Annotated in this window: 17 protein-coding genes; 5 read left to right on the top strand and 12 right to left on the bottom strand. The window is 44.0% G+C overall.

The genetic code is table 11. The annotated features are described in order from the left end of the window. Positions 1 to 19: 19 nt before the first annotated feature. A complete protein-coding gene (locus B3143_RS08070; RefSeq protein WP_004784727.1) occupies positions 20 to 991 on the bottom strand; it encodes a LysR substrate-binding domain-containing protein in 972 nt (323 codons plus the stop codon). Positions 992 to 1,252: 261 nt separating this feature from the next. On the opposite strand from B3143_RS08070, the gene B3143_RS08065 reads away from it, so the two are divergent. From B3143_RS08065 to epmA, 3 genes are all read left to right on the top strand, one after another. Beyond that, positions 1,253 to 2,476 (top strand): acyl-CoA dehydrogenase, encoded by a 1,224-nt coding sequence (locus B3143_RS08065; RefSeq protein ID WP_004784725.1) that lies wholly within the window; start codon positions 1,253 to 1,255, stop codon positions 2,474 to 2,476. A 211-nt stretch (positions 2,477 to 2,687) separates the two neighbouring features. After that, positions 2,688 to 3,755: a 4-phosphoerythronate dehydrogenase gene (locus tag B3143_RS08060; protein WP_004784723.1), complete on the top strand. Its 1,068-nt coding sequence runs from the start codon at positions 2,688 to 2,690 to the stop codon at positions 3,753 to 3,755. After that, on the top strand, positions 3,752 to 4,732 hold the full coding sequence (gene epmA, locus B3143_RS08055; RefSeq protein ID WP_004784720.1) for an EF-P lysine aminoacylase EpmA: 981 nt from the start codon (positions 3,752 to 3,754) through the stop codon (positions 4,730 to 4,732). Before B3143_RS08060 ends, epmA begins: the two co-directional genes overlap by 4 nt. Positions 4,733 to 4,749: 17 nt before the next feature. Here the strand turns inward: epmA and B3143_RS08050 are convergent, their stop codons facing one another. The 10 genes from B3143_RS08050 to radA all read right to left on the bottom strand — a co-directional run bounded on the left by B3143_RS08050 (position 4,750) and on the right by radA (position 18,906). Continuing rightward, positions 4,750 to 5,208 (bottom strand): GNAT family N-acetyltransferase, encoded by a 459-nt coding sequence (locus tag B3143_RS08050; RefSeq protein WP_004784718.1) that lies wholly within the window; start codon positions 5,206 to 5,208, stop codon positions 4,750 to 4,752. A 161-nt stretch (positions 5,209 to 5,369) separates the two neighbouring features. Continuing rightward, complete coding sequence (locus tag B3143_RS08045) at positions 5,370 to 6,602, bottom strand: multifunctional CCA addition/repair protein (protein WP_004784716.1); 1,233 nt, start codon at positions 6,600 to 6,602, stop codon at positions 5,370 to 5,372. An 83-nt stretch (positions 6,603 to 6,685) separates the two neighbouring features. Further along, positions 6,686 to 8,965, bottom strand: a complete 2,280-nt coding sequence (locus B3143_RS08040; RefSeq protein ID WP_004784714.1) for an NADP-dependent malic enzyme — start codon at positions 8,963 to 8,965, stop codon at positions 6,686 to 6,688. A 141-nt stretch (positions 8,966 to 9,106) separates the two neighbouring features. After that, positions 9,107 to 11,983, bottom strand: coding sequence for a putative bifunctional diguanylate cyclase/phosphodiesterase (locus B3143_RS08035; protein ID WP_104425879.1), 2,877 nt, complete (start codon positions 11,981 to 11,983; stop codon positions 9,107 to 9,109). Positions 11,984 to 12,160: 177 nt separating this feature from the next. Beyond that, entirely contained in the window at positions 12,161 to 12,871 is a 711-nt protein-coding gene (locus tag B3143_RS08030) for a 16S rRNA (uracil(1498)-N(3))-methyltransferase (RefSeq protein WP_004784710.1), read from the bottom strand. Positions 12,872 to 12,902: 31 nt separating this feature from the next. Beyond that, positions 12,903 to 13,739, bottom strand: coding sequence for a methylenetetrahydrofolate reductase [NAD(P)H] (gene metF, locus B3143_RS08025; protein WP_004784708.1), 837 nt, complete (start codon positions 13,737 to 13,739; stop codon positions 12,903 to 12,905). Between the two features lie 193 nt (positions 13,740 to 13,932). Further along, positions 13,933 to 15,315 carry an adenosylhomocysteinase gene (gene ahcY, locus B3143_RS08020; protein ID WP_004784706.1) on the bottom strand — a complete coding sequence of 461 codons (1,383 nt, stop codon included), beginning with the start codon at positions 15,313 to 15,315 and terminating at the stop codon, positions 13,933 to 13,935. A gap of 306 nt (positions 15,316 to 15,621) precedes the next feature. Beyond that, positions 15,622 to 16,146 carry a tetratricopeptide repeat protein gene (locus tag B3143_RS08015; protein ID WP_004784704.1) on the bottom strand — a complete coding sequence of 175 codons (525 nt, stop codon included), beginning with the start codon at positions 16,144 to 16,146 and terminating at the stop codon, positions 15,622 to 15,624. Positions 16,147 to 16,395: 249 nt separating this feature from the next. Beyond that, positions 16,396 to 17,400 carry a Tim44 domain-containing protein gene (locus B3143_RS08010; RefSeq protein ID WP_104425880.1) on the bottom strand — a complete coding sequence of 335 codons (1,005 nt, stop codon included), beginning with the start codon at positions 17,398 to 17,400 and terminating at the stop codon, positions 16,396 to 16,398. Positions 17,401 to 17,517: 117 nt separating this feature from the next. Then, the gene (gene radA, locus B3143_RS08005; protein WP_004784697.1) at positions 17,518 to 18,906 is read right to left on the bottom strand and encodes a DNA repair protein RadA; all 1,389 of its coding nucleotides are present in this window, start codon (positions 18,904 to 18,906) and stop codon (positions 17,518 to 17,520) included. A gap of 188 nt (positions 18,907 to 19,094) precedes the next feature. On the opposite strand from radA, the gene B3143_RS08000 reads away from it, so the two are divergent. Next, positions 19,095 to 19,526, top strand: a complete 432-nt coding sequence (locus tag B3143_RS08000; RefSeq protein ID WP_286740065.1) for a hypothetical protein — start codon at positions 19,095 to 19,097, stop codon at positions 19,524 to 19,526. A gap of 72 nt (positions 19,527 to 19,598) precedes the next feature. On the opposite strand, the gene B3143_RS07995 is transcribed toward B3143_RS08000, so the two are convergent. Beyond that, entirely contained in the window at positions 19,599 to 20,945 is a 1,347-nt protein-coding gene (locus B3143_RS07995) for an alanine/glycine:cation symporter family protein (protein WP_004784691.1), read from the bottom strand. A 321-nt stretch (positions 20,946 to 21,266) separates the two neighbouring features. On the opposite strand from B3143_RS07995, the gene B3143_RS07990 reads away from it, so the two are divergent. After that, entirely contained in the window at positions 21,267 to 22,670 is a 1,404-nt protein-coding gene (locus tag B3143_RS07990; protein ID WP_004784690.1) for an amino acid permease, read from the top strand. Positions 22,671 to 22,714: the final 44 nt, after the last annotated feature.

The raw sequence follows: 22,714 nt of genomic DNA, 5'->3' as shown, positions 1-22,714 counted from the left end.
GATCATTGATCGGGGTTTTTTATTGTCTATTCATGGGGGATAGCTCAGACTCAGATGGAAGGCTGCCTTGAATTTCCTGTTGTATCCAGTCAACAAATTTTTCAATCAGCGGTGAGCTTTCCTGACTGGAATGAACCAGATAATAGCCTCGTTTCCTTTCTAAGGTCTTGCTGGACACCAGTACCAATTCCTGTCGCTTTAATTCTTTTTCAATCAGCATTTGTGGGATCAAGGCCATTCCTATGCCATGACTAGCCACTACAGCGAGCATGGAAAAAAGTTCATGTCGTTGCCCCTGAAAAGGATTCGGATGCTGGATCTGATGCAGCTTGAACCAGTCTTCCCAGATGTTCGGCCGGGTAGTTTGCTGTAATAAAGGGAGTTGAACCAGTTGTTCAGCACTTAAGTCATAGCTGTAGTCATTAATCTTCTGTGCATCGGGAAAATACTGTTGAATCAGATCAGGCGCACAGACAGCAACTACATCTTCATGCATTAGAAAATGGCTATGCGTACCAGGCCATTGTTCAACCTGTTGAGGAGTTCCTGCATAAATGGCAGCATCGAAAATCTGTTCCTGAAACAGAAAAGGGCGGGTGCTGGTTTCTAGATGTACCGTAATTTCAGGATACAGTCGATTAAAGCTCTGGAGTTTAGGTAATAGCCAGCGAGTCGCAAACGTAGGCACTACGCCCAGTTTTAAAGTACCGCCGCGGCCTTGATGCGTAATGACGTCTAGTGTTGACTGTTCCAGTCCTTTGAGATGCGGAGTGATACTCTTTAAATATTGTTGTCCAGCATGATTGAGTTCTACACCATGCCGCGTACGAGTAAATAAAGCTGTACCTAAATACTCTTCCAGTTGCTGGATCTGACGTGAAACTGCACTTTGGGTTAAAAACAGTTCCTGCGCAGCATAGGTATAACTGGCATGACGTGCAGCAGATTCGAAACAGATCAGCGCTTGCAGGGAGGGTATTTTTCTACGCACCTGTTCATCCTTGAACTTAAAATGGTCAGATATCAATAAATGGTATATCACTCTTATACTACTATACGATTTTGGTATAAAAAACAGGCAAATTGGCTAAACAAATAATTTCTAGAAATAGCAACTTATATAAGGTATGCGTAAATTGCATAGCTGCATGCAAATTTATTGTTTGAACAAGTCATGATTCATGCCTAGAGTCAATCTGAAGGATAAAACAACATCATCTAATAGATAGATGAAGGATTGGCAGGGAATACTATGAATCAAATGGTCGATACGAAAAAAACCAGCAAAGTCTATTTTAACTGGCAGGATCCATTCTTACTGGAGCAGCAACTGACCGAAGAAGAACGCATGATCCGTGACAGCGCACATGCATACTGTCAGGGCAAGCTAATGCCACGTGTATTAGAACAGTTCCGTCATGAAAAAACCGATCCCACCATTTTCCGTGAAATGGGTGAGCTAGGTCTGCTGGGTCCAACCATCCCAGAACAATACGGTGGTGCAGGTTTAAACTATGTCAGCTATGGTCTGATTGCACGTGAAGTAGAACGTGTGGATTCCGGTTACCGTTCAATGGCCAGTGTGCAAAGTTCTCTTGTGATGGTGCCAATCAATGAATTTGGTTCTGAAGAACAGAAACAGAAATATTTGCCAAAACTGGCGACCGGTGAATATATCGGCTGTTTCGGTCTGACTGAACCAGATCATGGTTCAGATCCGGGCAGCATGATTACCCGTGCGAAAAAGGTGGATGGTGGTTACCGTCTGACGGGCGCCAAAATGTGGATTACCAACAGTCCGATTGCTGATGTCTTTGTGGTTTGGGCAAAAGAAGTGTCTCCTGAAGGCAATGTCGGTGATATTCGCGGCTTTATTTTAGAAAAAGGCTGGGAAGGGCTTTCTGCACCAGCGATTCACGGTAAAGTTGGCTTATGTGCTTCGATCACCGGTGAAATCGTGATGGACAATGTTTTCGTTCCAGAAGAAAACGCATTCCCCGAAATTCGTGGTCTAAAAGGTCCATTTACCTGTCTGAACAGTGCGCGTTATGGTATTGCCTGGGGTGCGATGGGTGCAGCTGAATTTTGCTGGCACACGGCTCATCAGTACACCATGGACCGTAAACAGTTTGGTCGTCCATTGGCTGCCAATCAGTTAATTCAGAAAAAACTGGCAGACATGCAAACTGAAATTGCGCTGGGTCTGCAAGTGGCATTACGTTTTGGTCGCATGAAAGATGAAGGTATTGCTTCAGTCGAGGGTACTTCACTGATCAAACGTAATAACTGTGGTAAAGCTTTAGACATTGCCCGTTTAGCGCGTGACATGATGGGCGGTAACGGGATCTCTGATGAATTCGGTGTAGCTCGTCATCTGGTAAACCTGGAAGTGGTCAATACTTATGAAGGTACCCATGATGTACACGCCTTGATTCTAGGTCGTGCGCAAACGGGTATTGCTGCATTCTCCCATTAAAAGAGGAAACTTTTTAGTGCAGGGTATGGCTTTCAATAGCCTAACCCTGCGTCATTTTCTTACTCCAATTACACTCCTTTGCCGAAGTGATGTTTGACTTTGGCATTTTTTATATCTCTATGTTTGCAAGAATTCATCTAAAGCTTGAGTGAAAATAGTCACATCCTGGTTGACGCGGTATGATAGACAGATTCAGTCATTGGAACAGATTATGAAAATTGTCGCAGATGAAAATCTGGCATTTACCGATTATTTCTTTGCAGAATTTGGCGATATTCAGCATCGTGCAGGAAGAACTCTCACTGCGGAAGATGTAAAAGATGCCGAGGCTTTATTGGTTCGTTCCGTGACCAAAGTCAATGCAGCACTCGTACAGGACAGTCAGATTAAATTTGTTGGCAGTGCCACTATTGGTACAGATCATCTGGACATTGCTGCACTAGAACAACAGAACATTCGCTGGAGCAATGCACCCGGTTGTAATGCACAGGCGGTGGCTGAATATGTGATTACGGCTTTATTGCATTTACAACTCCAATTGATCAATGCAAATAAAGAATTCACCTTGGGTATTGTGGGTCTAGGAAATGTCGGTTCACGTTTGGCAACAATGGCCAAATTGCTGGGTTGGAATGTGATTGCCTACGATCCCTTTGTGCAGCGTGATCAGGTTCATCAGGTTGAATTTGAAGAATTGCTAAAAGCAGCAGATGCCATTTCCATTCATGTGCCTTTAACCAAAACAGGTCAGCATCCGACTTATCATTTAATTAATGCTAATGCTCTTGGACAAATGAAGCCAGAAGCCATTTTAATTAATTCAGCGCGTGGGCCAGTTGTTGAAGAAGCGGCATTAATTGCTGATATTCAGACAACTCAACGTCAGGTTGTACTTGATGTCTTTGAGCATGAACCGGAAATTTCTGAACAGCTGCTGAATCTGATTACCTTGGTGACGCCGCATATTGCAGGTTATAGTCTGGAAGGTAAGGCACGCGGTACTCAAATGATTTACGAGGCATTTTGCCAGACTTTTGGTTTTGAGATTAATAAGCAGTTTGAAAGCCAATTGCCTGTCTGTGAACAGTTTTTCCAGAATCAGGATTTAAAACTGGCGCTACAACAGCATTTAACCCAGATCTATGATATCGCCCGTGATGATGCCAATCTGCGTGCATGTTTAAAAGATGGTAAAGTCGATCAGAAAGCATTTGATTATTTACGTAAAACGTATCCACTACGACGTGAATGGGCCGCTCATGGAGGGCCAAAGGCATGAGGCAAACAGTATCTTATCAACCGACCTGCGACTTAAAAGCCATTAAAGCACGTGCCAACATGTATGCCCAGCTTCGTCAGTTTTTTGCTGAACGTGACGTGCTGGAAGTGGAAACCCCGATTTTATCTCAAGCTGGTGTGACCGATGTGCATCTGGCTTCGATTCAGGCCCAGCGTCATGTCATGGGTAAGCTCAGCACACATTATCTACAGACGTCGCCTGAATTTGCCATGAAACGTTTATTGGCCAGTGGTAGTGGACCAATTTACCAGATCTGTAAAGTGTTTCGGGATGATGAACACGGCCGCAAGCATAACAGTGAATTCAGTATGCTGGAATGGTATCGACCGGGCTTTAGTCTGAAAGATCTGATGTTTGAAGTGACAGATCTGTTAAATGTGACGCTTAAGGCCCGTTTTGGGGAAATCCGTCCCACTGTCCTTAGCTATAAACATGCCTTTATGGATCGCTTGGATCTCAATCCTTTACAGGCCACTTTGCAGCAACTCAAAGATTGTTGTCGCCGGGTAGGTCTCAATCTGGACTTGGGTGATGACCGTTTAGGATATATCGACCTTTTATTCTCACATATGGTCGAGCCAAGCCTGGGGTTCGATACGGCTGTATTTCTGACAGATTTTCCACCGGAACTGGCATCATTGGCTAAAACCAGAATCGATGAAGATGGGGAGCTGGTTGCAGCCCGTTTTGAGCTGTATATCGAAGGGCTGGAACTGGCCAATGCTTATGATGAGCTGATTGATGCTGAAGTTTTACGTTCCCGCTTTGAAGCAGATAATGCAGAACGGGCAGCGCTTGGCTTGCATGTCATGCCGATTGATGAGTATTTGCTGGCGGCATTGCCACAAATGCCGGAATGTTCAGGTATTGCCCTAGGTCTTGATCGCTTGCTGATGATTGCAACCAATCAGATGAAATTGGAAAAAGTGATTACTTTCCCTGCTGAAATTTCATAAATTAAATCCACGATTGATCAGCTGGTCATGACTGGCTGATCCAGATGCTTACGAAATCCAATACTATAACTGTCAAAGCCCAGTCCTTGATAAAAGGCATGCGCAGGATGGCGTTCTTCGCGTTTTCCGCTGTTGAGCTGAATCATCTTGAAGCCTTGCTCTTTTGCAATCTGTTCAATAGCAGCCATCAGTTGCTTGCCAATACCTTTTCCACGATGGGCCTGATCAATTACAAAAGCCTGAATCCTTAAATATCCACCGTCAAATTCCCAAGTGTATTCCTGAATAAAATCGGCATAGCCGATCACATGTGAATTCTGTTCTATAACCAGTGTCTGATAATGACTGTCTTGATGGAGATGCTCCCAACGCTGTTTGATATTTTCCAGCGTAGAGGGATAGCCAAGCTGAATCGTGAGTTGATGAACATCATGCAGGTCTCTTTCAAGATCCAGTTGACGGATGAGATAAGTCATTGGACATGGTCTTAGCTAAAAATAATATCAATCATAATCAATATTTACTTTGCTTAAGTGTTGAAATTACACGATAGCTTCAAAGAATTATTGCTATTTATATAGAAAATCGAGATGAGTAAGATTTAAGATATTAAAAGGCTCCCGAAGGAGCCTGATGTTTAAAGTATGGCACTATGCTGTTCTTTCAGTTCTGCCAGAGCGGCAATCCGTCGTTCAATTAGCATCTCACCAATATCCGGACCTTGAATTTCTGGTGGCAAATCTTGAGCTTTAATACTGCGAACCACCTGCATGGCATCCAGCACATATTGAGCCTGAGGATAAGCACGATTTTCCAACCCTAAGCGGCCGCGAGAGTCACATTCACAGGCCTGTACAAAAGCTTCAACACGTTCAGGACGACGCAATACATCTAGACGCTGTAATAAACGCCATAAAGTGCCAGGTTTTAAGTTAAAAGCCTGATGGCATTTTAAGTGTTCCTTACAAACTGCCAATGCCAGTTGTTTGGTATGAGTCGGAACTCTTAAACGTTCACACAGCTCATTTACCGGTTTAATCCCACGTTCTTCATGCATGATATGGCGTGGCAATTCTTCCACAGGGGTTAATGCCTTACCCAGGTCATGAACCAGAACCGCAAAACGCACATCCAGACTATAATTTTGGCGACAGGCTTGCTGTAAAGACATCATGGTATGAATACCACAGTCAATTTCCGGATGATATTCAGGACGTTGCGGAATGCCATATAAGGCATCCAGTTCCGGGAACAGTACTTTTAAAGCACCACAACTACGTAATACTTCAAAATACACATCTGCATCTTGTTCCATTAGTGCGCGTGTGGTTTCTTTCCAGACCCGCTCAGGTGTCAATGCATTAAGCTCGCCCGATTCCGCCAGCTGCTTCATCAGCACCAACGTTTCTTCTGCAATGCTAAAACCCTGATGTTGATAACGCGCAGCAAAGCGGGCAATCCTTAAAACACGTAAAGGATCTTCGACAAAAGCTTCTGATACATGACGCAGTACACGATCAGCCAGATCTTTTTGACCGCCATAAGGATCATAAATCTTGCCTGAATCATCCATGGCCATGGCATTGATGGTCAAGTCACGGCGGATCAGATCCTCTTCCAAGGTAACATTAATATCGGTATAAAATTCGAAACCATGATAACCATAGCCAGACTTGCGTTCGGTACGTGCCAGAGCATATTCGTCTTTGGTTTCAGGGTGAAGAAAAACAGGAAAGTCCTTGCCAACAGGTTGAAAACCTTCAGCAAGCAATTGTTCCGGCGTCGCGCCGACAACCACATAATCTTTTTCGTGATAGGGGTGTCCAAGTAAATGATCCCGAACTGCACCGCCTACTAAATAAACTTGCATGAAAAAACCTCTATTCTTACAAGCATCATGCTACAGAATAGAGGTTTTCTCAAGTCAAGAAGTTACGCTAATGCGTACATTCCTTAGAGCGCGTTTTTTTCTGCTTCCTGAATTTCAGCGACAGTTAACGCAGTCATATTCACTACGCGACGAGTCGTTGCAGTTGGTGTCAAGATATGAACAGGTTTCGCAGCACCAAGCAGGATAGGACCAATGGTCACGTTGTTACCTGAAGTTGCTTTTAACAGGTTAAACGAAATATTGGCTGCATCCAGATTTGGCATGATCAGTAAGTTTGCAGAACCTTTGAAGCGAGAGTTCGGGAATGCAAACTGACGGATATTTTCGTCTAATGCTGCATCACCATGCATTTCACCTTCAACTTCAAGCTCAGGTGCAGTTTCAGAAAGGATTTCATATACACGGCGCATTTTTTGTGCGCTGGCATCGTGCTGGTCTGAACCGAAGCTAGAGTGAGAAAGTAGGGCAACACGTGGTGTAATACCGAAACGACGTACTTCTTCAGCAGCCAGAATCGTCATCTCAGCAAGCTGTTCAGCCGTTGGATTACGGTTGATGTAGGTATCTGCGATGAACAGGTTACGCTCTTCAAGCATTAATGCGTTTAAGGTGAAGAAGGTATTATGGCCATCCTGTTTGCCGATGACATTGCTGACAAAGTCCAGATGGATGTCGTAGCTTGAGTACGTACCACATAACATACCGTCCGCCATGCCATGACGTACCAGCATCGCAGCGATCAGGGTAGAACGGCGACGCGCTTCACGGTGTGCATATTCAGGCGTTACACCTTTACGTTGCATCAGGTTATAATAGTCGTCTGCAAATTTTTCGTAATCCGGGTTCTTTTCCTGATCCACGATGGTGATGTTGACACCATCTTCAAGACGTAAGCCCAATTTCTTGATATTCGCTTCGATGACTGCTGGACGGCCCACCAGAATCGGTTTTGCCAAGCCTTCATCCACTGCAATTTGTGCAGCACGAAGTACGCGCAGGTCTTCACCTTCTGCATAAGCGATACGTTTAGGATCTGTTTTAGCTTGTGCAAAGATTGGTTTCATCATGAAGGCTGAGTTGTAAACAAACTCAGACAGACGTTGACGATATGCCGAAAAATCTTGAATCGGACGAGTCGCTACGCCAGAATCCATTGCAGCTTGTGCAACTGCAGGCGCAATTTCCAGAATCAGACGTTGATCCAGTGGACCAGGAATCAAGTAATCACGGCCGAAAGAAGCTGATTTTTCACCATAAGATGCAGCATCTGCTTCTACGTGTGCCATACGTGCAATCGCGTGTACGCAGGCAATTTTCATCTCTTCATTAATGGTGGTTGCACCAACGTCTAATGCACCACGGAAGATATAAGGGAAGCACAGTGCATTGTTTACCTGGTTTGGATAGTCAGAACGGCCAGTTGCCATGATCACGTCATCACGAACTTCGTGTGCATGTTCAGGCAGAATTTCTGGATCTGGGTTCGCCAAGGCAAAGATAATTGGATCTTTGGCCATCAATTTCACCATTTCTTTGGTGAGAATACCGGCTGCTGAAAGACCCAGGAACATGTCTGCACCTGCAATCACGTCACCGATCTGAGAGGCGTCAATATCTTGTACATATGCTCTTTTAGATTCGTCCAGACCTTCACGTTTAGTTGTTAATAAACCACGTGAGTCAGCAACGATGATATTTTCTTTTTTCGCGCCAAGGGCACAAAGCAAGTTCAAGCAAGACAGGGCAGCAGCGCCGGCACCTGAAGCAATGATCTTGATTTCATCAATTTTTTTGCCGTTTAATTGCAAAGCATTAAGAAGAGCAGAACCTACAATGATTGAAGTACCATGCTGGTCATCGTGGAACACAGGAATTTTCATGCGTTCACGAAGTTTCTGTTCAATATAGAAACATTCTGGAGCCTTGATATCTTCCAGGTTGATCCCGCCAAAAGTGGGTTCTAGAGAAGCGACAATATCAACAATCTTGTCGGGATCATTTTCAGCAATTTCGATATCGAATACATCAACACCCGCAAATTTTTTGAACAGTACGCCTTTACCTTCCATGACTGGTTTAGACGCCAGTGGGCCAATATTACCCAAACCAAGAACTGCTGTACCGTTACTGACCACTGCAACCAGGTTACCGCGTGCGGTATACAGTGCAGCTGTTGAAGGATCACGTTCAATCTCAAGACATGGTGCGGCAACGCCAGGCGAGTAAGCAAGGGCTAAGTCACGTTGGTTGACCAATTGTTTGCTTGGTGTAACGCTGATTTTTCCTGGAGTAGGGAATTCGTGATAGTAAAGAGCCTGCTGCTTTAAAGATTGTTCGTCCATCTGTATCTCTATCGTTGTAAAGATTACCCAGAAAGCGGGTAAAAAATTGCATTTATGGCTCTGAATATAACATTTGTTAAGCACTTAGCCCAGTCAAAGTCGACTATTTTTGCGACAATCTTATTCGAGGTAGATATAGACTTAGACTTGATATATATAAGTTTCAGCGATGCGATTCTGTTCTAAATATGCAGTTGCTTCCAGTTCAGGCAATGGCTTGGAGAAGAAGTAGCCTTGGGCAATATCACAATCTAAATCACGTAGATATTGCAGCTGTTCTTCAGTTTCAATACCTTCAGCGACGACAGTCATACCCATGGCTTTACCCATCGCGACCATGGCACTGACAATCGCTTCCTGTTTATGTTCACCAATTTTAGAGACAAAACTGCGGTCAATTTTGAGAATGTCAATAGGAAAATCGGCAAGATAGGATAAAGAAGAATAACCGGTTCCGAAGTCATCCAGCGAGATATTAATCTGGCGCTGTTTGATCTGGTTCAGCAGATTTTTGACAGATTCAGAGTTTTCAATCAGTGAAGATTCAGTAATTTCCAGTTCCAGACTGGTGCCAGAAATCTGGTTTTCGGTAATGGCCTGATCCAGATCATCGAGTAACTGACCACGACGCAGTTGCTGTGCCACGATATTCACAGAGACACAGATATTATGAAAGCCAAGGTCATTCCATTCACGAATCTGTCTAGCAGTTTGCTGAATCACCAGACGGCCGATCTCGGAAATCAGGCTGGTCTGTTCGGCTAAAGGAATAAACAGGTCAGGTGGGATAATACCTTTCTCTGGATGTTTCCAGCGCACTAAAGCTTCAAAGCCATAAATGTGCTGGTCATTGAAATTAATTTTTGGTTGATAGTAGACTACTAGTTCACCATTCTGGATGGCTTTACGCAGATCGCGTTCAATGAAAATTCCCTGTTCCAGTAAGGCCGTATTTTCATTGGAGTAGAAATGGATTGTATTACCACCGAGATTTTTGGCTTCACTCAGCGCCTGTTCAGCACAGTTATTCAAATAATCTAACTGACGGCCATGATCCGGATAGAAAGCCACGCCCATCGATAGGGTAATCACATAATCTTGTCCAAAAATATGGAAAGGAGCCTGGAAGGCTTCAGCAACTCGTTGACAGTGTTCTTGTACAGACGGGCGAATATGCGAGATTTCATACAAAATTGCAAAGTCATCGCCATTTAGGTGGGCCACAAACAGGGCTTCAGCATTGGTCAGACGTAAGCGTTGTGCCACCTGACGCAACAGCTCATCACCGCCATTATTAGACAGGTATTCATTCAATGGACGGAAACGGTCGATATTGAGTCGAATCACAGCCATTTTCTTGATGGAATCTTTTTGCGTCATCAGATACTGATGCAGCTGGTAGTTATAGTAAAAACGGTTTGGCAAATCAGTCAGCGTGTCATAATTTTCCAGATAAGACAGGCGCTGTTCCTGTAATTTACGCTCAGTCAGATCAGAAACAATGCCGATATAGTGGGTGATACGACCTTCATCATCAGTAATCGCATTGATATGCAACCAGAGTGGCATTTCTTTGCTGGACAGGAATTTTTCACTCAGTTCGCCATCAAAGGATCCGATTTTCACGACTTGCTTGATGATGTTGGAATGAATAGTGCGCTGCTGTGACTTATGACTTGCAGTGATATCAAACAGATATTTACCCAAGATGTCATTACGTTCAAAACCGGACAAATTCTCGAAATAAGGATTCACTTCGATATAACGTAATTCATCATTTAAAATGAAGATTCCTTCAGCCGCCTGCTCGATCACACTGGCTGCCAGTTTCAAGCGTTCTTGAGAGCTACGTTCCTGCTGAATATCACGCAAAATTCCGACCATGCGTAAAGGGCGGTGAGTTTCAGGATCGCGACTGATCACCCGGCCTACATCATGTACCCAGCTCCAGACTCCCGGTGCTTGCTGAATCCGGTAAGTTACTTCATAGCGCTCAGTTTTCCCACGCAAATGCTGTTTCATATTGCTTTTGAACGCAGCCAGATCATCAGGATGAATCATATGCTGTAACTGTAAATGATGTTCGCTGGATTTCCGTTGTACTTTCTCATCTTTATGATTGGTCAGCAAAATACTGCGGTCTTTGATATTCCAGTCCCATGGACGGATACCGGCGATTTCATGAGTCAGTTCAAGGTTTTGCTGCTGGTTTTTCAGATCAATATTAATCTGTTCAATATCATAGGTACGTTCACGAACTTTCTGTTCCAGTAGCTGGTTGCTGAGTTGTAGCTCCAGTTTAATATCTTTGGATTTATTGACTTCAGTTTGTAGCTGTTTGCATAGCTCATCAGTCCAGGCGACCTGCTGTTCGGCATTACTCACCAGCAATTCATTTTCTGCATAAAGGCGGGAAGTACGGGTATGAATACGATAGGTACTATTGGCACAGAGCAGGATCACAATGACTGCAAAATTTAGTGCCAGGCCAAAGACCGGATTGGCACCCGAGATATGAAAAAACTGAAAGAGTAAAAAGGGTACCAATGAAGGTAAAAATACCAGTGAAAAGTAACTGAGCTTCTGGGTTAAATAAGTCAGACCAAAAGCTTGAGTCACGATTAATAGCAAAGCCGAAAGGGTGAGTGCTTCTATTTCATCAAAATTGATATTGGCCTGTGGTAGGTAATAATAAATCAGAGAAATACCGGAAGCGATACAGCAACCTACCGCAAGGCTTTGAATCTGTAACCAGTAATGTGCATTTTTCAGTTGATATTGTTCAGGCTTAAAATACAGAGTATTGATGAGCCAGCACATACTAACGGTAATTTCAGTCAGGATAAACCAGAGATTAAAGTAACTATTCGATGAGCTATATTGAATGTGATAAACACAGAAAATATAGAGGCAAATAATCATGATACTTAACAGAAAATATCGGCTATGTCGAAGCGTGTTCGCAATCTGAGCACGATGCAAGTGCTCTTTGATATAAGCCTCTTGATTATCAATCATATAATTAAGTGCCTTGTATTCGTCCTGAACGGTTTTTATCCTAGATTTTAATTTTTATTCAAGCCTGAATGATTCTTAAATCAATCAATATGTGTTTCATTATTATTGACTCAAGAGTAGAGTGCTTATAAATAAAAATCAATAAAATTAATAACCAAATTTTACAATTTTGATCGCTTAAATAGTGTAATTCAAAATTGAGAGAGCAACGACAGGAGCAGTTTCGGTACGCAGGACACGCTCACCAATACACCAATTGACAAAGCCTTGAGCATTCGCCGCTAGGATTTCTACTTCACTCAAGCCGCCTTCAGGGCCAATTAGCAAAGCAATATCTGGTGTGGCATTCGCCAGAACATCAATTTCTTCTTTGTTTGGTGCTAGGACTAGTTTGGTAGTAGGAAGATCGGTTTCCAGCCATTTTTCAAGTGACATTGGCGCTAAAATTTTAGGAACAATATTCAGACCACACTGTTCACAGGCGGCAATGGCTACACCTTGCCAGTGATCCAGTTTCTTTTGATCACGATCGTATTTCAGTCGCATCTCACAGCGTTCAGAGGTTAAAAGCTGAATTTCAGATACACCCAGTTCGACCGCTTTCTGGATCGCATAATCCATGCGGTCACCTTTACTCATGACCTGACCAAGCAAGGCTTGAAATTTTGGTGTGCGATCAGTAGGGTTATAGCTATTGACCTGTACAGCAGCCGACTTTTTGGAAACTTCAACCAGTTCAACTTCATATTCACCACCTTGTCCATTAAACAGGGTGGCTTTTTCGCTGACTTGAGCACGTAAAACTTTAACCCAATGATGAAACACTGTTTCAGTCAGTTCTACAGTGGTATCTACTGCTAAATCAGCTTCAATAAAAAAACGCGGCATTAAAGTTTTACTCTCAAATCAGGTATTTTACTTATGCAAGACCGAGGTCTTTAACAAGTTGACGGGTTGGATCAGTGGTATTCATGGTATAGAAGTGCAAGCTTGGTGCACCGCCAGCAATTAGGCGTTCGCAGAATTTCACCACGACTTCATGACCAAAGGCTTTAATGCTTGCAGTGTCATCCCCATAAGTTGCCAGTTGCTTGCGAATCCAGCGTGGAATTTCTGCGCCTGTACCATCTGCGAAGCGAATCAGGTTACTGGCATTGGTAATCGGCATAATACCCGGCGCAACAGGAATATCGATTCCAGCTTTCTGGATACGGTCTACAAAGTAGAAGTATGCATCTGGATTAAAGAAGAACTGGGTCAATGCAGCATTAGCGCCAGCATTTACTTTATCCACAAAGTGCTGAATGTCTTTATCAAAGCTGTCTGCTTGTGGATGCATTTCAGGATAAGCCGCAACTTCAATATGAAAATGGTCACCAGAATGTTCACGGATAAAGCGAACCAGATCCTGTGCATAAGGCAATTCACCTAGGCCCACCTGACCAGATGGCAAGTCACCACGCAGCGCGACAATACGATCAATCCCTTGAGATTTATACAAATCAAGCAATTCAGCAATACGCGCTTTATCATCGCCGATACAAGACAGGTGAGGGGCAACAGGTGTGCCTTTACCGTTAAAATCATTGATCGTAGATAAAGTGCGTTCGCGTGTTGAACCACCCGCGCCATACGTCACAGAAAAGAATTCTGGATTCAGCAGTTGTAGTTCTTGATGTACGGTTTTAAGTTTTTCTGCACCCGCATCAGTTTTGGTCGGGAAAAACTCAAAAGAAATTGGAATCTGTTTAGACATGTTCAAATCCTTTTTATAAATACCTTTTACTTATCACCCTCTCCCTGACCTCTCCCAAAGGGAGAGGAGAATTCATTACTGAATTATGCAGGGTTTAAGCCCATATTTTTTTCACTTGAAGTCATTAAAACTTCATTGAAAATAATTTGGATGGTTACCCTCTCCCTAAGGGAGAGGGATGGGGTGAGGGGTATTAATATTTATAAGCATCAGACTTGAATGGACCTTCAACAGGTACGCCTAGGTAGTCTGCTTGTTCTGGAGTCAATTGAGTCAGAACACCACCAAAACCGGCAACCATTGCAGCAGCAACTTCTTCGTCTAATTTCTTAGGAAGTAGTTCTACACGAATCGCTGCTTGTTTTTGGTCTTCTGGAAGATCCGCAAATTTTTCAGCGAACAGGTGCATTTGACCTAGAACCTGGTTTGCAAAAGAACCGTCCATCACACGTGATGGGTGACCAGTTGCGTTACCCAGGTTCACCAGACGACCTTCAGAAAGCAGGATCAGGTAATCATTTTCATTATCTGAACGATACACTTGGTGTACTTGAGGTTTCACTTCAACCCATTTGTAACCACGTAGGTAGTTGGTATCGATTTCAGTATCGAAGTGACCAATGTTACAAACCACTGCGCCAGCTTTCAGTGTATCTAACATTGCAGCGTCACATACATGGTAGTTACCAGTTGTAGTCACGATCAGGTCGGTATTTTGAAGAAGATCAATATTTACATCTTCTTTTTTGCCTGTTTGAACGCCGTTTTTGTACGGAGAAACCACTTCGTAACCGTCCATGCATGCTTGCATCGCACAGATTGGATCGATTTCAGAAACACGTACGATCATGCCTTCTTGACGAAGAGACTGAGCAGAACCTTTACCTACGTCACCATAGCCGATCACTAATGCACGACGGCCAGAAAGCAGCATGTCAGTTGCACGTTTGATCGCATCATTTAGAGAGTGACGGCAACCGTATTTATTGTCGTTTTTAGACTTGGTTACTGAATCGTTGACGTTGATCGCAGGAACTTTCAGAGAGCCGTCTTTCCACATTTCCAGAAGACGTGCTACACCTGTAGTGGTTTCTTCAGTAATCCCGTGAATTTTTGCAAGAACTTCTGGGTATTTTTCATGAACAAGTGCAGTTAAGTCACCGCCATCATCCAGAATCATGTTGGCATCCCAAGGTGTGCCGTTTACATTGATTTGTTGTTCAAGACACCACATGTATTCTTCTTCAGTTTCGCCTTTCCAAGCAAATACTGGAACACCAGACGCAGCAATCGCAGCAGCAGCGTGGTCTTGAGTTGAGAAGATGTTACAAGATGTCCAACGAACTTCAGCGCCCAGTTCTACCAAAGTTTCGATAAGAACAGCTGTTTGGATTGTCATGTGGATACAACCCAAAATTTTCGCGCCAGCAAGTGGTTTAGCAGCAGAGTAACGCTTACGCAGACCCATTAGGGCTGGCATTTCAGCTTCTGCAAGTTTGATTTCTTTACGGCCGTAGTCAGCCAGGGAAATATCGGCAACTTTATAATCTGTAAATGAAGCATTAACCGCGTTCATCACGATCTCCTTATAAAAAACAATAATTGATCATTCAGTTCGCGGATGCCGTTGTTGGTCTGTCTAGAAAAAGTTGGACCGATCGTCGAGCCTGGCGCTTTTACATTTCGTACCTGTAAAACGTCGCAGCATCCCTCGACTAGCGGGGTATTGTACTTGGAAATTAATTTGGTTCCAATCCGAAATTGTTTAATATCTGACTAATAAGAAAATTTTGAAAATATTTTGAAAAATAATCTAGTATTTAAAAACTGAAATAAAGTTTTATTCTCGTAAAAAAAGCCCATCATCCGATGGGCTTTTTCTTTATTCTATTTCCTGCTCAGCTTTGTCTGCTTTTTGTGTCCAGTAATCTGCCTGTATGTCATCAACGACCACACCAAGACCATTGGCATAAATAAAGGCAAGATCACGCATGGCTTGAACTTCGCCCCATTCAGCTGCTTGCTTTACAAGAGCAATGGATTTTTCGACATCTTTTTCGACCACATCACCACGTCGGTAAAAGCCAGCCAGTTCTAAAGTTGCCGCTGGGTGTTTCTCGAAATTGGCTTTGCTCAACCAGTAATAGGCTAACTCAAAGTGAGCTTTGGAATCGTCAGGGTCTTCCTCAGCGATCTCTTTGGCATAAACCGTATAACCCTCACCGAGCCAGTACATGGCTTCAACCCAGCCACCATTGGCTGCTTTCAATGCCCACTCTTCGGCCAGCATGATGTCATCATCATGCTCGCTTTGCATATAGAGTTCGGCAAGCTCAAATTGGGCTTCGGCATTGCCTGCCAGTGCGCGGTTTGCCAGCGTGGCAGGGGGAGAAACACGCTCAGTCATGTCAGTATCTCAAATATCTTTGTATCTAGATTAAAAGGTTCAAAATAAAAAAGCCAATCCGAAAATTGACTTTTTTATAAAATACGACTGATAGCGATTAAAATACACAAACTAAGCTATTTGTTTAGAGGAATAACAATAAAACAAATAGAAAGAGAACAAGAATAAATTTAAATAGTTTTCAATGTTTCAGAAAGCAAAACAGCGGCCCGAAAGCCGCTGTTGATATACGATTTATGAGATAAAAACTTAGTCTTGCTGGATTCCTGCAACCATCCAATCTTGCTGAGAACCGGCAGGTTTGACAAAGTGCCAGATTTCAGCAAACGGTTGAGGTTGGCTATTCAGGTCTTCACTTACAGTGCCAGTGAAGCGTACGCTTACTACATATTGACCATTCTCATTCGATGAATCTACCACCATTGCATTCAGGTTAGAGAACTCAGCTACGTCCTGATCCTGATTTGCCATAATGTCGTTATACATCGACTGGTAAAGATCAGGGGTCAAGTAACGTTTAATTTCTGAAATGTTGCTCGCCGTATTCATTGACTGAATGTGGTTGAAACGTTGACGTGCCACACGTAAGAAAGTCGCAGGTTCTGTACCATCTGGAAGCTGGTTGCCGCTATTGGTATAGGCTGCACCAAATGGCGCGTTATTTACCGGAGCTGAACCAAACGGAGCATTTGTGCTTGGCGTGCTACCACCCACGTTCTGGCCAAAAATATTGGTATTGTCACCACCGCGAGGAGGTGTCTGACCAAATGGTGCTGAATGACCAGCACCACTATTTGGAGCGTATGGATTAGAAGCTACTTTTTTTTTTGCGCCCATCTTACGGAAAATGAAGAAGGCAACAGCGGCAGCAAGTAAAATCCAGATCCAGCCAGGAATACCACCTTTTTCCTCTTGTTGCTGTTGAGCTGCTTGAGCTTCAGAAGCCGCTTGTACTTCTTTGTCATCAGCCAGCGCATTGGCAGCAACTGCACCCACGGCAGCACCGGCTACACCGGCAGCAACCATACTACCTACGCCTGGGCCAGATCTTTGCTGAGTTGCAGCACCAGCGGCTGGAGCCTGTTGTGCTGGCGCAGCTTGACGAGGTTGTTGATAAGATTGAGTAGGCGCAGCAGAACGTTGCATACCATGGCTTTTACCGCCACCGGCACGCTTTGCTTCAGCAGTTAAAGGAGCAACCAGTAATGCTGCTGTTAAAAGACCTGCAATCAAACCACGCTGTCGAACTTCCATTCAATTTTCCTATGTGAAAAAAACTTATTTGAATACTCTATTTATATAGGCTTTATAGGGGATTTCAATCAAAAATGTGTATTTTTTTAGGCTTTTCGCAAGATTTATCGATTAAAACTAATTGAGTTCGTCACTTAGGCTCATAGCTTCACTCAGGGCTTCATGCAATCGGGCTACAGCAATGACCTGCACGCCGGGAATCGGTTTTTGCGGTGCATTGGCACGCGGCAAAATAATATATTTAAAACCGTGTTTGACGGCTTCTTTCAGACGTTCCTGACCATTCGGTACCGGACGAATTTCGCCAGATAGGCCAACTTCACCAAAAACAGCCAGTTGCTGAGGCAAGGCTTTGGTCCGGATACTGGATGCACAGGCTAAAAGTACAGCCAAGTCAGAACCGGTTTCAGTAATCTTTAAACCACCGACGATATTGACATAGACATCCTGACCAGAAGTTTGTACGCCACCATGACGGTGCATTACGGCAAGCAGCATATTCAGACGGTTTTGTTCTAGACCCAAGGCTACACGGCGTGGCTGGCCATGGGCATCATCGACCAACGCCTGAACTTCAACCAGGAGTGGGCGAGTCCCTTCGCGGCTAATCATGACGATGGAACCTGGAATCGCTTCATCATAACGACTGAGGAATATGGCAGATGGATTGGCCACTTCACGCAGACCTTTATCGGTCATGCCAAAGACGCCAAGTTCATTGACTGCACCGAAACGGTTTTTGACTGCGCGGATCATGCGATAACGAGAATCCGACTGGCCTTCAAAATACAGCACACAGTCCACCATATGTTCCAGTACACGTGGACCTGCTAAGGCACCTTCTTTAGTTACATGACCGACAATAAACAGGGCAGTGCCGCTATTTTTGGCGAAACGGGTCAATAGGGCGGCAGACTCACGGATCTGTGAGACTCCACCTGGCGCAGACTGCAAGGTTTCGGTATATAAAGTCTGAATCGAGTCCAGAATCGCAACAGCAGGACGTTCCTGTGCAAGCACCTCGCAAATGCGTTCCACACAGGTTTCTGCCATGACTTTCAGCTGGTCGGTTGGCAAGTCCAGACGCTGGGCGCGTAATGCCACCTGAGACAGGGATTCTTCACCTGTGACATACAGGGCTGAGCTATTACCCGCTGCCATGTGAGTTGCGGTTTGCAATAAGATAGTTGACTTACCAATCCCCGGGTCACCACCAATCAGCACCACAGAACCTGTGACCAGACCACCGCCTAAGACTCGGTCAAACTCACCAATCCCTGTTTGCAACCGGGTTTCATGTGAAACGGAGACTTTATTTAAAGTGGTAATCGCAGCTGCCTGACCGGCATATCCGCCAATTTTTGGCTGAGCACGATGTGTCGTTGCTGGCACAATACTGACTTCTACCAGACTGTTCCATTCCCCACATTCAGAACACTGACCCGCCCATTTGGGATGGTCTGCTCCACATTGTTCACAACGATACACACTTTTTGCTTTAGCCATAATTTCCGAAAATAAATATTGGGAATAGGGGCTACAGCATAGCGGTGAATGAGACTGAAAACCAAGACCTTTGGCTGAAAAAGTCAGTGATTTACGTCAGCATATGACGCTTATGAATTCACCATCCTACATGAAAGTGAAATACCTCCTATAATGAGAAAATTCATCACGGGTACAGGAAGCCTGACATGCCACAACTTTTAAAACATATCGATGCAATCGCACGTGAAAAAGACCGTGATGTATTATTTGTACATTTTGAAAATTACGAACATGAAAATGCAGATGCTGAGTCCTATCATTTGCGGCAGAACCTAGTGGAATGGCTGAAGCAACGCCAAATTAACTTTGCACCCTGTATGGGTATAGAACAGCCTGGTGTGATTGAAAGTTATTCAGGTGATCTTTATATCGATGTGCCATTTGATGAAGCTAATCCAATTTACCAAATGGTCAGTGAGCATCTGGAAGATGCCGAAGGGGAAATGAGGATTCCGGGAGTGCTGTTCTTTGTATTATCTCTAGAAACTGCGCTGGAAATTGAAGCCGATCGTGAAGAGTTCTTAAATCTAAATCAAGCTCATGATGATGACGATGGATTTTTTGGCCGTTTGAACTGATATTTTTAGCAAACTTAACTAATAAAAAAGCCACGATGAACGTGGCTTTTTTATTAAGGGTTTTAAATTTTATTAATACAGTTCACCTGATTTACGGCGAGCAATAAAATCTTTGGATTCTTTCACGATCACCCCAGACAGCAGTAACAGGCCGATCAAGTTTGGAATTGCCATCAAACCGTTGAAGGTATCTGCAAACAGCCACACCAGATCCAGTGTCGCGACACAGCCAATAAATACTGACAGGATATAGATGATGCGATAAGGGAATACAAATTTCTCACCGAGCAGATAAGTTGCACATTTTTCCCCGTAGTAGCTCCAGCCTAAAATGGTAGAATAGGCGAAGAAGATAATACCGAAGGTCACGATCCAGCCACCAACACCTGGCAGCAGTTTGTTAAATGTAGAAACGGTCAGAACAGCACCGGTTTGTCCACCAAAATCACTGCCGGCCATGATGAAGCCCATCACCAGGACAATACCCGTAATCGAACAGACAATAATCGTGTCAATAAAAGTTCCGGTCATAGACACTAGACCTTGGCGCGCAGGATGATCGGTTTTTGCAGCAGCAGCGGCAATCGGTGCCGAACCCATACCAGCTTCATTCGAGAAGACACCACGCGCGACACCATAACGAATTGCCGCACCAATTGCACCACCTACAGCAGCTTCACCAGTAAAGGCATAGGTGAAAATCATTTTCAGTGCAGGGCCCACTAAATCGAGATGGGTGAAAATAATGATCAGACCGCCCACTACATAGCCAATCGCCATAATTGGAACGATGAAAGAGGCAGCCCTAGAAATCCACTTAATCCCGCCCAGAATCACCAGTGCAGAAAACGCAGTAATCACGATACCTGTAACCCAGGTTTCCAGACCGAAACCATTTTCTACCGCAAGTGCAACGGTATTAGATTGAACAGAACTACCAATTCCAAAAGACGCTACAGCACCAAAGAATGCAAAGATTAGTGCCAGCCATTTCCATTTCAGGCCGCGCTCAATGTAATACATTGGACCGCCAGACATTTCACCGCGTTCATTTTTAACCCTGTATTTGACGGCCAGTACGCCTTCGCCATATTTGGTTGCCATTCCGAACAGGGCAGTCATCCACATCCAGAATACGGCCCCTGGGCCGCCCAGTACACAGGCAGTTGCCACACCGGCAATATTACCGGTACCGATGGTAGCTGACAGTGCGGTCATGAGTGAGCCAAACTGGGAAATATCACCTTCATGCGAAGGGTGTTTGCCAAAAACCTGTTTAAAGGCCAGTGGCAACATGCGGAACTGCCAGAACAGCAGGCGGAAGGTCAGGAATATACCGGTCCCGACAATGAGGACCAGCATATAAGGGCCCCAGACCCAGCCACTGACGGTTTCCATGATGCTTTGTAAATTTTGCATAAATTTCTTCTTATTTATCCGTGTCAGCTTTATTTGAGATGTTGATTGAAAAGCAATTGCTATGCCATGCGCGCTCATCCTAAACGCGAATATTGGCGGATTTGTATTCTATTTTTTACATAGTTTCAGCGCTTTGACAAGAAAAATCCTGTATTCATCGCGCCTTAAAACTAAGACTAAAGATAAATGAATATTGATATAAGAAAAATAAATTAACTTGCAAGATTAGTTGGAAAATACAAATGATGCGAATTTTCTTTTTGTATTCCGGGTTTTTTACGTTAATTTGTCGCGATTAAAACTCAAAGTTGAAATGAAATAATGTCAGAAAAATATAGTCACTCATCATCGGAAGATGGTGAGCTACAGCGTAGTTTATCCAACCGGCACCTGCAGTTAATTGCCATTGGGGGTGCGATTGGCACCGGCCTGTTTATGGGTTCAGGGAAAACCATTAGCTTGGCAGGACCATCTATTCTGGTGATTTATATGATCATCGGTTTTATGGTGTTTCTGGTCATGCGCGCTTTGGGTGAATTATTATTATCCAATCTGCAATATAAATCTTTTATCGATTTTGCCACCGATCTGATCGGGCCATGGGCAGGTTATTTTGTCGGCTGGACGTACTGGTTATGCTGGATCACGATTGGTATCGCGGATTTGTCAGCCATTATCTATTACTTGCAATTCTTTAATAACGGTCTGCCATTTACTCCGGGCGAAGGTGTGCTGATCAGTATTGCCTCTATTGTCTTCATCATGGGATTGAACCTGGCAACCGTGAAACTGTTTGGTGAAATGGAGTTCTGGTTTGCCCTGATCAAGATTATCGCCATTATTGTACTGATCGCTGTAGGTTTATGGATGATCTTTACTGGCTTCACAAATGATGCAGGTACGGTCGCTTCATTTGCCCATATCTGGGATCATGGCGGTTTATTTCCGACTGGGACTATGGGTTTCCTGGCTGGTTTCCAAATTGCGATTTTCGCCTTTGTAGGTGTAGAGCTGGTTGGTACTACGGCTGCTGAAACCAAAGATCCAGAGCGTAACCTGCCGAAAGCGGTGAACTCGATTCCGATCCGTATCATTATTTTCTATGTGCTTGCTCTGATCATTGTGATGTCAGTGACACCATGGGATCAGATCAATCCAAATGTTTCTCCGTTCGTGAATCTGTTCAGTCAGGCCGGTATTGCGGCGGCAGCAATCATCATGAACCTGGTGGTGCTGTCATCAGTAATGTCATCAATGAACAGTGGGGTGTTCTCGACCAGCCGTATGCTGTTTGGTTTGTCTCGGGAAGAACAGGCACCTAAAGCCTTTGGTCGTTTGAATTCGCGCGCCGTTCCAGCGAATGCATTGTATTTCTCTGCGATCTGTTTATTGCTCGGTGCAGCATTACAGTACTTCGTGCCGAATACGGTTGAAGCATTTACCTTAGCAACGACTCTATCGACCATTTTTTTTATCTGTGTATGGCTGATCATTATCTGGAGCTACATGATCTATTACCGTACTCGTCCAGAATTGCATGCTCAATCCATATTCAAGCTGCCTGGTGGATTGGTGACTTGCTGGATCGTGATTATTTTCTTTGTCGGCATGATTGGTGTGTTATCGCTGGAAGATGATACCCGTCGTGCCTTGATGGTCAGCCCGGTCTGGTTCATTTTACTGATTATTGGATATTTAGGCTTCTATAAACAGAAACATAAATAATCCATATCAATAAAAACGTCAGCGATCTGCTGGCGTTTTTTTAT

It is taken from the genome of Acinetobacter sp. UBA1496 (genome assembly GCF_002324975.1).
GTDB lineage: Bacteria > Pseudomonadota > Gammaproteobacteria > Pseudomonadales > Moraxellaceae > Acinetobacter > Acinetobacter variabilis.
This window is presented reverse-complemented; position numbering and strand designations above follow the sequence as displayed.